This window comes from Shewanella sp. Choline-02u-19 (assembly GCF_002836205.1).
Classification (GTDB): Bacteria; Pseudomonadota; Gammaproteobacteria; order Enterobacterales; family Shewanellaceae; genus Shewanella.
This window is the reverse complement of the sequence record NZ_PJBE01000010.1, coordinates 79,513-91,827: the sequence shown is the minus strand read 5'-3', so window position 1 is coordinate 91,827 and position 12,315 is coordinate 79,513. Positions and strand designations below refer to the sequence as shown.

9 protein-coding genes are annotated in these 12,315 nt (G+C 43.5%); 1 reads left to right on the top strand and 8 read right to left on the bottom strand.

Features of this window, described 5'->3' with window-relative positions; genetic code table 11:
* Nucleotides 1–53: 53 nt before the first annotated feature.
* From CXF83_RS00570 to moeA, 6 genes are all read right to left on the bottom strand, one after another.
* Nucleotides 54–524, bottom strand: a complete 471-nt coding sequence (locus tag CXF83_RS00570) for a hypothetical protein (protein ID WP_101091949.1) — start codon at nucleotides 522–524, stop codon at nucleotides 54–56.
* 47 nt (nucleotides 525–571) lie between these two features.
* Nucleotides 572–757 (bottom strand): hypothetical protein, encoded by a 186-nt coding sequence (locus CXF83_RS00565; RefSeq protein ID WP_101091948.1) that lies wholly within the window; start codon nucleotides 755–757, stop codon nucleotides 572–574.
* A 223-nt stretch (nucleotides 758–980) separates the two neighbouring features.
* Complete coding sequence (locus CXF83_RS00560; RefSeq protein WP_101091947.1) at nucleotides 981–3,137, bottom strand: peptidase domain-containing ABC transporter; 2,157 nt, start codon at nucleotides 3,135–3,137, stop codon at nucleotides 981–983.
* Entirely contained in the window at nucleotides 3,137–4,384 is a 1,248-nt protein-coding gene (locus tag CXF83_RS00555) for an HlyD family secretion protein (RefSeq protein WP_101091946.1), read from the bottom strand. Before CXF83_RS00555 ends, CXF83_RS00560 begins: the two co-directional genes overlap by 1 nt.
* Nucleotides 4,385–4,960: 576 nt before the next feature.
* Nucleotides 4,961–5,740 (bottom strand): molybdopterin-synthase adenylyltransferase MoeB, encoded by a 780-nt coding sequence (gene moeB, locus CXF83_RS00550; protein ID WP_101091945.1) that lies wholly within the window; start codon nucleotides 5,738–5,740, stop codon nucleotides 4,961–4,963.
* A 13-nt stretch (nucleotides 5,741–5,753) separates the two neighbouring features.
* Nucleotides 5,754–6,998, bottom strand: a complete 1,245-nt coding sequence (gene moeA / locus CXF83_RS00545; protein WP_101091944.1) for a molybdopterin molybdotransferase MoeA — start codon at nucleotides 6,996–6,998, stop codon at nucleotides 5,754–5,756.
* Nucleotides 6,999–7,380: 382 nt separating this feature from the next.
* Between moeA and ftnA the strand changes: the two genes are divergently transcribed.
* Nucleotides 7,381–7,905 carry a non-heme ferritin gene (gene ftnA, locus CXF83_RS00540; protein ID WP_101091943.1) on the top strand — a complete coding sequence of 175 codons (525 nt, stop codon included), beginning with the start codon at nucleotides 7,381–7,383 and terminating at the stop codon, nucleotides 7,903–7,905.
* Between the two features lie 80 nt (nucleotides 7,906–7,985).
* On the opposite strand, the gene CXF83_RS00535 is transcribed toward ftnA, so the two are convergent.
* Together CXF83_RS00535 and ribB are read right to left on the bottom strand one after the other, a co-directional pair.
* Nucleotides 7,986–11,210, bottom strand: a complete 3,225-nt coding sequence (locus tag CXF83_RS00535) for an EAL domain-containing protein (RefSeq protein WP_101091942.1) — start codon at nucleotides 11,208–11,210, stop codon at nucleotides 7,986–7,988.
* A 425-nt stretch (nucleotides 11,211–11,635) separates the two neighbouring features.
* On the bottom strand, nucleotides 11,636–12,274 hold the full coding sequence (gene ribB / locus CXF83_RS00530; protein ID WP_101091941.1) for a 3,4-dihydroxy-2-butanone-4-phosphate synthase: 639 nt from the start codon (nucleotides 12,272–12,274) through the stop codon (nucleotides 11,636–11,638).
* Nucleotides 12,275–12,315 lie beyond the last annotated feature (41 nt).

Here is a 12,315-nt window from a genome sequence, read left to right as displayed (position 1 = left end):
AAATCCGCTGAAGGTAAACGAAAATTGGCCGAAATAATTGCGAGCCATTAACACTAACCAATAAAGTAAGAGATAGAGAGAATAATCAAATTCCAAATAGCATGCATGAAAAACACTAAAAATGCACCTCTTAGCATACTTCCGCTAGAAAAAACAAATTTACTAGAGCAAACCGATAAGTACCAACCAAATAGAAAATAAAAAATATAAAAAACTGCTACGTCAGGGCTATGAGAAAATGAAAAAGCAGATGAGCAAATAATACAGATGTTGAAAGCTTTCATATCAAAAGCATACAAAACATAAGGAAGAACAATAAAAAAAATGATAGTTTCCAATAAGGGAACAATGAAGATAGCAGTCACAATGTTACTAATGTTAAATACAAATGCACCTACATTACTCTCCCCTCCCCATATGAAAACAAATAAAAAAAGGACAAAAAAATTAATTATAAAAGCTTCTAAAATAAGAGCTGGGTAGTTATTCCCAAATTTATAATTCAACAATGAATTTAACGTCATGTCAGATCTCCCCCCCCTTTACTCTATTAGGGTAAAGGGGGGCCCAATTAATATTTAGCGTGCATATTGTTCATATTAGAATAACGTGAACCATATGATGAAGGGTTGCTTTTAAAATCTCCCCAAACTTCGCCGATTATCGTACCTAGTATCAATGCACCAAACCAGCTCCCGCCACCATTTACTTGCTCCACTTCACTCACTGTTAGCTCTTCTATTTTTGAAACTTGCATAATATCTTCCTTAAATTACACTGTTTAACGTTATGTTTGCCTAAGTGCTTGAAGAGTCTATTCGACTATCCCAGCCTTAAGCGATTGACCAAGGGTGTGGCGTCCGTCTAAAATTGTCACATCCTTGTTTTTAACCAATGAAATATCATCGTTACTTTAAACTCAATACTTCACTGTTTAAATTCCTTTTTCGATGCACCTTTTTACTCTCGCATCATCTTTTTTATTCCGTTCCTGTTAATTGCTGCAGCTCTTCAGGCGTGTAGACTTTGCCTTGGTGCATGACTAATACCCGCTGCGCTTGCTTGATGGTTTCAGGTCTGTGGGCAATAATAATTCGCGTCATTTCAAGGTGCTTTATCTGCTCGCTGATTTTTGCTTCGTTTTCGATATCAAGATGACTGGTGGCTTCATCCATAAACAGTAAACTAGGCTGCTGGTATAGGGCTCTTGCCAGTAATAAGCGTTGAACCTGCCCACCAGAGAACTGACTACCCATATCCCCCACAAGCGTGTTGTAACCCATGGTCATTTTACTGATATCACTGTCAATGGCGGCCAATTGGGCACACTGCTGCATGCGCAAGTAATTGGGCTCAGGCTCAAAGAAGGTTAAGTTGTCGGCGATGGAACCGGATAGCAAGGTATCGTCCTGCATGACTGCCGCAATCTGTTGCCGATATTGAGTCAGGCCGATTTGAGTAATATCTTGCCCATCGATCAATATGCGGCCTTGAGTGGGGGTGAATAACCCGAGCATCAGTTTGACTAAGGTCGTTTTACCACAGCCCGACTCTCCCACTATTGCGACTGACTCATGTGCATTAATGGTTAGGCACGCATCGTTGATAATATTCGGCTCATTATCGCCATAACAATAACTGACATGCTCAAGGGTAAGCTGGCCAGTCACCTTGTTAAGCGGCATAATGCTTTCACGATTAGCTTCTTGTTCATGCAATGCAATGTCTGAAATTCGGTCCAGATGCAGGCGCAGCATACGAAACAGAATAAGTTGCTCGATTAAACTCGCGAAACGCTCCGTCAATAGATTTTTATAAGCGATAAATGCCAGTACCATACCGATGGTTAAGTCGCCAGACATGACAATTGTTGCCGCAAGATAGATAACAATGATGTTCTCAAGGCCAAATAGCAGTTTATTAACCGCTTCAAAACTGATTTTTAGTTTACCGAGTCGAATGTCTGCATTGATAACTTCGCTATAACGGTTTTGCCAAATGCTTTGCCTTTGTGGCTCACAGGTAAACAGTTTGATAGTCTGAATACCACGGATATTTTCAAGAAAGTTAGTCTGCTCTTTTGCGCTAGCCTGAATGGACTCTTCGGTTGCACGGTGTAAGGGACGATAGAGGGCTAACCGCAGCAAGGCATAAATCAAAATGGCTGCGACAACCACGAATGTCAGCTTGACGCTGTATAAGAGCATCATCACCAATACGGCAATTGACATAACACCATCAACTACCGTTTCAACGAGCCCTGTAGTGAGCCTTTCACGTACTTGAGCAAGGGAGCCAAAGCGTGACACTAAATCGCCAATGTGGCGTTTTTCAAAATAGCTCATGGGCAGTCTAAGCAAGTGACGCAGCAGATTAACGCCCATCTGCATATTGAGTAGGCTTGATACCCTAAGCACTAACCAGCTACGTACACCGGTAGTAATGACATTAATAATGGCAAGCAAGCCAAAGCCTAAAGCGAGCACGATTAGCAGTGGTTTGTCCTGACTAATCAGTACTTCATCGACAACCCACTGCATGTAATAGGGCGTCACAAGTGCAAAGATTTGGAGCAATATGGACAGTACAAACAAAGAGGTTAAGGTTTTACCTAACCCAGTCATCTTGCTCCAGAGTTGGGATAAATGCATTTGCTGGCGCTCATCTTGCTGTTCAAAGCCCTTGGTTGGGGTCAGTTCCAGTGCTATCCCCGTAAAGTGCTCGGCAAACTCTTTAAGGGATAGCTTTCTCTTACCTAGCCCTGGGTCATTAATACTCACCCCTGATTTTGTGACACCAGTAAGCACTACAAAGTGATTCATGTCCCAATGCAACACACAGGGCAAAGCTAACTTACCAACCTCTTCAATCGGGCATCGCAGCGCACGGCTCGCTAGTCCCATGCTGTCACTTAAGCCAATAAGCTGCTGTAAGTTCATCCCCTTAAGGTCAGCACTATAGCGTTTCCTTAATGCTGCCATATCCAGCTTATGACCATGAAAACTGGCAATCATGGCGACACACGCTAAGCCGCACTCTGCCATTTCAGCCTGCAGGATAAGTGGCACACGTTTATTGCCTGAAAACTCCAACAATTCAACAGGATTGCTAGGTTGGTTTAATGGCGTGTCACGCATTATCCCACTCTCCCTTGTAAGCTGTAGATAGGGTCGAGTAGCCAGTCAAGCAAACTGCGCCTATCGAGTACGATATCAGCCTCAAGTAGCATGCCGCTTTTCAATGGGAACTTATCACCATAGGCCAGCATATCTTGTTTTGATAGCTGGGTTCTAATGCGATAAACAGGCTCAGATAAAGTGATGGGCACTCTGGCTTCACCATCAAGTAATAAGGCTTTATCAATTCGTGAAACGTGACTCTCAAGAAAGCCAAAGCGCTGATAAGGGAATGCATCGAAACGCAATCGGGCCTCATCTCCCGACTTTACAAAACCAGCACTGCGCGTCGGCAGTAATAGCTCTGCGACCAATAGCGCCCCTTGTGGAATTAAACTCATTAATGGGCGACTGTTGACCACAAACTCACCCTCTACGACTTGTATCGAGGCAACCGTACCGGATTCAGTGGCTCGGATAACATAACGGTAATTATTTTCGGTTTCATCAATTTGGCGCTTGAGTTCTGAGCGCCTCCGAGCAAGGTCGCCGTCTTTAAGTGCATATTGGCTCGGTAATACATCCAGCTCTGCTGACGAAGCATTAAGTTGGCTTTGAGTTTGTATCTTGTTGGAGGCTAAACTTTCTATTTCTTGCCGAACAGCAATGAATTTCTCTTGCTGGGATTGATAATCTAATGTCGATAAGAAGCCATCTTTATATAGCTTATTGTGCTGAACTTGTTGCGCCATCTGTAGTGCTAACTTTTCAACTAACAACTCTTCGAGCTTAGTTAATACCGCCAGCGATGAGCGACTGTCAGTCATGGCAATTTTTAAGCGCGAGGTTTCTTTTACTTCCATGGCATTATTAACGCTCTGCTCAGTTTGAAGCAGGGTAAGTTGCAGTGTTAATTCTTCAATCAGTGACTCACTTAATTCTTCACCAGAGAGCATGCTACGTCGTAATACTATCGTCGCTAAAGGGAAGCCCTTTTTAACAATATCACCTTCAGACACATGTAATATTTCGACATTACCGCTACGGTTGGAAAATGTTTTGATTAGGCCTTTGTCTGGAACTAAATAACCACGGACTGTTTCTTTACGAGCATAATGAGAAAAAGAAAGGAATAGAGCGAGTGCAATAATAATACAGAGCAAAATGAATGCAGTTAAATAAATTGAAATAGGCTGCGCCAATGACACATCACCATGCAACTTCTGTTTTTGTGCCTCAACGGCTTGTTGACGAAATAATGCTGACATACAACTTCCATATTCTCAATGTGTATACCAAATCCTTTTGGTAAAGAGTGATTCTTATTTACATAAATGAACGTTAGATACGTAAATCCAGATTAGCAATCTAGTAGTTATATAATAGCATCTCAATTGTCATCGCAATTTAATTGTACCCATGTTGGTCAGTATTAATACTATTGGCTTACGTAAAACCCTTGCTATATATACTTGGATTTTACGACGGTAATGGTCATTACCGTGCAGGAATACTTGCATGGTTAGAGATGTTTTTCAATATAAGTGACCTTGTAGAACAGCCTGAGAGGACATAAGGCTATGAGATTTAGGCAAGTAAACTATTCCATAGATTGGCAATCTATTTCTGTTATAAAATAAGCGCTTCAAGTGTTGATAATCGCATGTTTTCTTATTTTTACTCAGTATTAGCTGAAGGATCTAAGTTAGCGTTTTTCCTTTGGTGCGAAATGCACAACGGTTTACTGTAGCTATGATAGTTGTTTTTGAATAAGTAGAGGGTTGAGCAAGAGAGAAGCGAGATATCCGCCGTTAGCGAATATCTCTCATTATTTCAGCTAAGGATTAGCTACCGGTGGAGCAGATTGGGCAGTTTGGCTGTTTGGGTAACTTCATTTCACGAAACTCCATGGTCATGGCATCGATCATCAAAATTCGTCCCGCTAAGGTGCGTCCCATATTGGCGATCACTTTTATCGCTTCTACGGCTTGTAAACAACCTATCATGCCGACCACAGGGGCAAGAATGCCCGACTCAACACAGCTAAGCTGTTGCTCACCAAATAGCTGACTGAAGCAGTGATAACAGGGCGTGCTGGCTTGGTAATCAAATACCGTGACCATGCCTTCCATTCTAATCGCGGCGGCAGATACTAAGGGCACTTTATGGGAAAAACAACTTTGATTAAGCTGCTCCCGCACCGCCACATTATCAGTACAATCCATCACGATTGAGTGCTGCTTAACGAGCGCTTCAATCTCATGGTCGTCTAACACGGCATTGATAGTATCAATTTGAATATGCGGATTTAAGCTCGTTAACGTCTCTTTGGCGGAGTCAACTTTGGCTTGTCCTACATTGGCATCTTGATGCAATACTTGGCGCTGCAAGTTAGAGACTTCAACCGTATCAAAGTCGACTAGTGTGATTAAGCCTGCACCCGCTACGGCCAAGTACTGGCTGGCTGCACAGCCCAAACCGCCGGCACCGATAATCAATACTTTGGCTTGTTTGAGCTTTTCCTGTCCTTCAAAGTCCATCGATTTAATGGATATTTGACGGCTATAACGCAATATTTCTGCGTCAGTTAATATCTCGTCCGTGACGGTGTGTTGACTCGGCATTAGTATTTGTCTCTTACGCTAGTACGCTATTGAAGGGCTCAACCGTCACTCGTTCGCCTGCGGCTACGCCATCACAATCTTGCTCTAAGATGATAAAACAGTTGGCTAACGTCATTGAAGTCAACATGCCAGAGCCTTGTCCGCCAGTGACGGCGACTTGTGCTTCACCTTCTTCGTTATAGCTCAGTACCGCCCGTTGGAACTCCATTCGGCCAGGAAACTTGCGAATATCTTGGGTTAGCGTGGCCTTGAATGTGACAGGTTTAACTTGGGGTAGGCCTTGCATTTTTTGCAGTAGTGGCCAAACAAGCTTGTAAAACGTCACCATAGAGGAAACAGGGTTGCCTGGAAGTCCACAGAAAACAGCATCACCTAAGTGACCGAATGCAAACGGTTTGCCGGGCTTAATGGCGAGCTTCCAAAAGGTGATTTCACCCTCTTCGTCAAGAATTTGCTTGGTATAGTCTGCGTCACCGACTGAAACACCGCCTGATGTCAGTACCATATCGGCACTTACTGAAGCTGTTTTAAAGGCTTGGCGAATTGCTTCTTTGTCATCTTCAATGACGCCGAGATCTATCCACTCAACGTTAGCGCGGCTGAGTAGGCCTTGAATACTGTATCGATTTGAGTCGTAAATCTGGCCAGGGCCAAGCTCACTGCCGACGGGGCGCAATTCGTCACCGGTTGAGAAAAAAGCGACTTTGAGTGGACGAAATACACGTAACTGACTTGCGCCTATCGTTGCAAGCACTCCCATCTCGGCTGCCCCGATATGGGTGCCTACTTTAAGAACTTTGGTGCCAATAGTGAGTTCTTCAGCGCGATAGCGGACGTTTGCCCCTTTTTTCTTTGGCGCTTCAATGCTGATGTTTGTACCGTCAGCAGTCACTTTTTCTTGCATCTGAACGGTGTCATAGCCAGCCGGAACCGGTGCCCCAGTCATAATGCGAATGCAGCCGCCTTTAACGCATTGGCCTGTAAACGGGTGCCCGGCAAAAGAGTCGCCGATAAGCGTTAACGGCTTAGCAGGGTCAAGCTCATCAAAATTAAAGGCGTAGCCGTCCATTGCTGAGTTGTCGAAAGGAGGTAGGTCGACATGAGAAGCTAGGTCTTCAGCTAAGACGCGTCCTAGGGCTTGTGTCAGTAACACGACTTCTGAATCGGTGACCGGCTGCACTTGCTCTAGTAATTTTACGATAGCCAGCGTGGGATGCATTAGGCTAGGTTGAGAACACGGGTCTGCATGAGTCTGCATCTATCTATCCTTGAGGCTTAATAAGAGTACGTTAAGTAAAAACGAATATAGCGCATTATGCCATGGTGATTGTAGATGACTATGATCTGCTTGGCAGTTTTAACAGCTGATCGCAGCTTTATGATTATTTTTCTTACCACAGGACAAATAAATCAGCGTTCGGTTATGGCTTACATCGATTACTTTATCTTTTTGCCAGCTCAGGCTAAGGGCTGATTCTTTTGAGTTTTTTAATCATACAGTCGCAATATTAGCAATCACCTCTTTATGTGAATGAAAACCATTATTATTTATTAAACAGTAGCTTAAGTAAATTTCATTGCATTTCTACGCTAGCTTGATAACAATAGCGACCATAAACAGAATAGTCAGAGGAATTAAGATGTTGGCCCAGAAGATGATTGACCAATTAAACGACCAGATCAACATGGAGTTTTTCTCCTCTAACCTGTACTTACAGATGAGTGCATGGTGTGAAGACAAAGGTTTTGAAGGCGCGGCTAAATTTATGCGCACCCATGCTGATGAAGAGATGGGGCATATGCACCGTTTGTTCACTTATGTCAGTGAAACAGGTGGCATGCCACTGTTAGGGACGATTGAAGCGCCACAGGCTGACTTCCCTTCTTTGCTGGCGTTATTCGAATACACTTATGAGCACGAGCAATTGATCACTAAAAAGATTAACGAGCTTGCTCACGCAGCATTCTCTAATCAAGATTACTCTACCTTTAACTTCTTGCAGTGGTATGTTTCAGAGCAGCATGAAGAAGAGAAACTATTCAAATCAATCGTAGATAAAATTCGTTTGGTGGGTGAAGACGGCAAAGCCTTGTTCTTCGTCGATAAAGATTTAGCACAAATGGCGGTTGAAGAGTCTGCCAGCGTGATGTCTAGCACTGCTTAATCGCGGCTAGTACATAAAAAAAGAGCAGCTAGGCTGCTCTTTTTTTATGGGCTTAATTTATAACCGCTAAAGGGTTAAGCTTAATTAACGACATAGCTAAGTGCTTTGCGGTTAATGATACGGTTAATGGCGGTTTCATTTTCAAGAAAGGTAAGCAGTTTTTCACTGGATAATGGTTTAGACATTAAGTAGCCTTGGGCATAGTCGCAGCCGAGCGCTTGTAAAAAATCCCATTGCTCTTCGGTTTCGATTCCTTCGGCCACAAGTGGCATCTCTAAACTTTGCCCCATCATAACAATGGCTTTAACGAGTTTGGCATCAGACTGGTTAACCGTTGCGTTATCGATGAAACTCTTATCAATTTTGATCACTGAAATAGGGAATTGGTTAAGATAGCTTAATGCCGAATAGCCAGTGCCAAAGTCATCGAGGTAGATATCGATACCAAGCTGCCTGATCGAGTTAAGGATCTGTAAGCTATAAGGCTTGTCTTCAATCAGCATGCTTTCTGTTATCTCTACATGCAAGTAATGCGGTGCTATGCAGTGGTGTGCTAACGCTTGCTTGAGTATCTGATAAAAACTGCGACCATTAGAGTTAATGCATTGGCGGCCAGACACGTTAATGGCGACTTTAAGCATATGACCTTGTGAATGCCACAGAGCCAAGTCGGTAAGCGCTTGATTTAAAATCCACTCCCCTAACGATTCAATCAACCCAGCCTCTTCAGCGATGGGAATAAAGAGCGTGGGAGAGATAATGCCAAACTCAGGATCTCGCCAGCGGATCAACGCTTCAACGCTGGCAACTGTGCCGCGCTGCATATCAACAACGGGTTGGTATTCCAAATAAAATTCAGACTGTTTTACTGCTTTTCGTAACCGTTGCTCGAGTCGCATCCGCGCTAACATCTCCACGTTCATCTCTGGTGAGAAGTACTGGAAATGTGCTCGGCCATCTCGCTTGGCTTGGTACATCGCAGTTTCGGAGTTTCTCAGTAGCGTCTCTATGTCTTGGCCATCTTCTGGGTAGAATGAGACCCCGATGCTGGCGGATATATTACTTTCAATCGCATCGAGCTTTATCGGTTGCCCTAACACCTCTGTTAGTTTCTGCGCCAGATGCTCTGCAGTTTCAGTTGTATTATGTTGCGGTGAGATAATGGCGAATTCATCGCCACCGATACGAGCAATAGAATCTTTCGGCCCCAGTACGGCTTCAAGGCGCATGGCTGATTGTTTGAGGATTTTGTTACCAGCGGCATGACCATGCAGTTCATTAATGAATTTGAAACGATCTAAATCGATTAAGAAAACGGCAATCTGAGATTGATGTTGGCTTGCGGTATCAATGGCGTGCTGTAATCGTGATGAAAACAGATGGCGATTAGGCAGCTTAGTCAGTGAATCGTAATTAGTCTTGTACCACAAGTCTTGTTCATACTGCTTATGGTTACTCACATCCAGGAATAAACCTATGTGCTGGCAAATATCACCTTGGGCATTCTTTACTGCAGTGATCGACAGATACTCTGGATAAACGTTGCCATCTTTGCGCTTATTCCAGATCTCGCCTTCCCAATGATTGGTGTCAGCCAGTGATTGCCACAGTTGACGATAAAATTGTGGATGATGATGGTTGGAGCTTAAAATACTCGGTTTATGCCCTTTAACGTCTTCAAGGTTATAACCGGTGATTTTAGTAAAAGCGGGGTTGACCAACTCGATACGATTGTCGGCATCGGTCACCATAATGCCTTCGGCAGAGTGTTCAAATACCGCAGATGCTTGTTGTAATGAGATTTGGGCCAGCGTGCGCTCGCTTAGCATTTGGTTAAGTGCGGTGGATATTTGTGCTAATTCATCGTTGCCTTTAATCTCAATTTTCAGCTGTAGATTTGGGTCTTTTGCCATCTTTTCAACATCACGTACTATGACGGTGATTGAATTGATAAGGCTATTGCCGATGTATTTACCTAAGATAAATATAATATAGAAAAACAATATGCCAGTGAGCAGATTAATATACAGAGAGTACAAAATCTGTTGTTTTTCGATATCGCTTTGACGGGCTATTTTCTCTGTCAGTTGAATGTTCATTTGATGCAACAATTCGATCCCCGCACTGGCCATTGACCACCAATGTGCGCTGCTAATCACTGGGGTTTGGTTTTGTAATCGCTGTAAGGCTTGATGCATTGCCGTGTATTCATCCACAATTGTTGTGGTGCTCAGGAATGGCTGTTGCGTGCTTTTAATCTGCTGTAGGTGCTGAGAGTAACGATCAACAGTGCGTTCAAGAGCGGCAATGAGTTGCAGTTGATGCTCAGTTAAGTTTTGCTTGCGCTTAATCTCTGTAAGGGCTATTCCGAGTTCAGCATAGTGCTGCTCAAAACTCATGTTATCCGTCTGCTTTGCCGATGTGACTGAGCGATAGAAGTCATGCATTAAGCCCTGATGGCCCATGAGATCACTAATGATGCGTGCATGTTTGATGAGGCCAACTTGTTGTTGTAGTTTTTGTCGTAACGCTTGGATCTCTTGTTGTTCAGGGCTATTCAAAAATGCATTCAACTTAGTGCGATTATCTTTTGTCATTAACAATCTAGCGTTGTTAATGGAATTATTAAGCTGGTTGCTGATGCTTAAAATGGCACCGTATGAGTCAAGGTTTATTGTTGGCGCCGCAAGCAGCTGGTTGACTAAGCCGCGCTCTTGCCCTGCTAGCTCTTGGATTTTTAAGGTGTTTACAAGATCGGCTTGAATCATTACTAGGTAGGAATCTTCACTTTTCAAGCGCAGTTGCGAGGCAAAATTGATCAGTTTTTGATTTAGTTGCGAGTAATAATTAAAGTACTGACTATTGTCGAGATTGAGCACTTGGCGACGAAACTGTGTCAAGCGTTTGCGTTCAGCACTGCTGCGGTCAATCCGCTCCTGTAGTGCAATCATTAACGGATAGTCGTCTTGGCTGGTTTGTATTACGTTCTTAAGTGAGCTGTTATGGGCTAAATTTTGTAATGCTTGATCTGTGGTTTGCCACTGCTGCTGTAGCTCAGTGGCAAATTTTTTGCCGCCACTGCTTAAGTAGCCAGCTGATAAACCGCGCTCTTTTTGTAGCTCGAAAATGACGTTCTCAACGCCGAGAGTGACCTGGGTGGTTAACGCATTCGCGGAGGCACTTTGATATTGCTTAAATAGCGATATGGAATGCAGCACAGCAAACACCACCAATATAAACATTGGCAATGAGGCAAATAAGAATAGCTTTTGTTTAAAGCTTAAGCGGTTCAATAGGCTTAACATTCGGCGACAACCCTTTCGCGTAATACTCTAATTATCAACATTGTTGTTTTAATCATTAAAAATAAAAAGATGAGATTAAAAACGCGCCAAATAATAACCATATCAAGATTGTGGTGTCTCAGTTAATTCACCAAAGTCTAATCTAGGTCACGAATTTAGTTGTTAGTGTCAATGCAGTGACTAAAACTTTCTTCTAATTGGTTTTTTTTTGACACTGTCAATTACCTGAAATGCTAATAGATGCGTTGTTGCTAAATTATCTTATCGTTAGCTTGGCTAGAAAAATGCTTTCGCTTAAGCGATTTTATCTTTGAGGGGAATAGATCTAGGCAAAGAAGTAGACCGCATAAAAATGCGGTCTACTGGTATAATTAGAGCGTGGAACAAGAAGTTAGAGCAGCTAATTCAATGGTTATTCAACGGCATTACTGCGAGTTACGAAAAGCCACAATGTCTTCAATCGTCAGTACGGGCATATCATGTTGCTGACCAAAACTGATAATCTCAGGTAAACGCGCCATCGTGCCGTCGGGCAAAGTCACTTCACACAAAACGCCAAAAGGTTTCAATCCAGCAAGCTTCATTAAATCAACGGTGCCTTCGGTATGGCCACGACGCTCCAATACGCCACCAGGTCGAGCACGTAGCGGGTAGACATGCCCTGGGTGCGCAAGATCATCAGGTTTTGCGCCATCAGCGATAGCGGCTTTTACCGTGGTGACTCGATCTGCTGCCGATACGCCAGTGGTGACACCAACTTTAGCTTCGATGCTGACCGTAAAGGCTGTACCGTATTGGCTGTTGTTGTTAGCGACCATGGGGGGCAGCTCAAGTTGCGCAATGCGCTCATCGGTAAGGCAAAGGCATACAATGCCGCTGCATTCACGAATTAATAGCGCCATCTGCTCATTGGTTAGTGTTTCTGCTGCATAGATAAGGTCGCCTTCATTTTCTCTATCTTCATCATCAACAACCAAGACGCCTTTTCCTTGTTGGAGGGCGATAAGTGCTGCATTGACACGTTCGATAGCATTGCCATAAGGCGCGAGTAAAGACTGATTCATGGTTAACATCCTTTAATAAACTACATTGGGTTGCCAGAATC

Excerpts from the sequence above, each read along its gene's own strand:
- ribB (WP_101091941.1), bottom strand. The coding sequence starts at position 12,274 with ATGAATCAGTCTTTACTCGCGCCTTATGGCAATGCTATCGAACGTGTC.
- CXF83_RS00565 (WP_101091948.1), bottom strand. The coding sequence starts at position 757 with ATGCAAGTTTCAAAAATAGAAGAGCTAACAGTGAGTGAAGTGGAGCAA.
- moeB (WP_101091945.1), bottom strand. The coding sequence starts at position 5,740 with ATGCCGAGTCAACACACCGTCACGGACGAGATATTAACTGACGCAGAA.
- ftnA (WP_101091943.1), top strand. The coding sequence starts at position 7,381 with ATGTTGGCCCAGAAGATGATTGACCAATTAAACGACCAGATCAACATG.
- CXF83_RS00555 (WP_101091946.1), bottom strand. The coding sequence starts at position 4,384 with ATGTCAGCATTATTTCGTCAACAAGCCGTTGAGGCACAAAAACAGAAG.
- CXF83_RS00560 (WP_101091947.1), bottom strand. The coding sequence starts at position 3,137 with ATGCGTGACACGCCATTAAACCAACCTAGCAATCCTGTTGAATTGTTG.
- CXF83_RS00570 (WP_101091949.1), bottom strand. The coding sequence starts at position 524 with ATGACGTTAAATTCATTGTTGAATTATAAATTTGGGAATAACTACCCA.
- CXF83_RS00535 (WP_101091942.1), bottom strand. The coding sequence starts at position 11,210 with ATGTTAAGCCTATTGAACCGCTTAAGCTTTAAACAAAAGCTATTCTTA.
- moeA (WP_101091944.1), bottom strand. The coding sequence starts at position 6,998 with ATGCAGACTCATGCAGACCCGTGTTCTCAACCTAGCCTAATGCATCCC.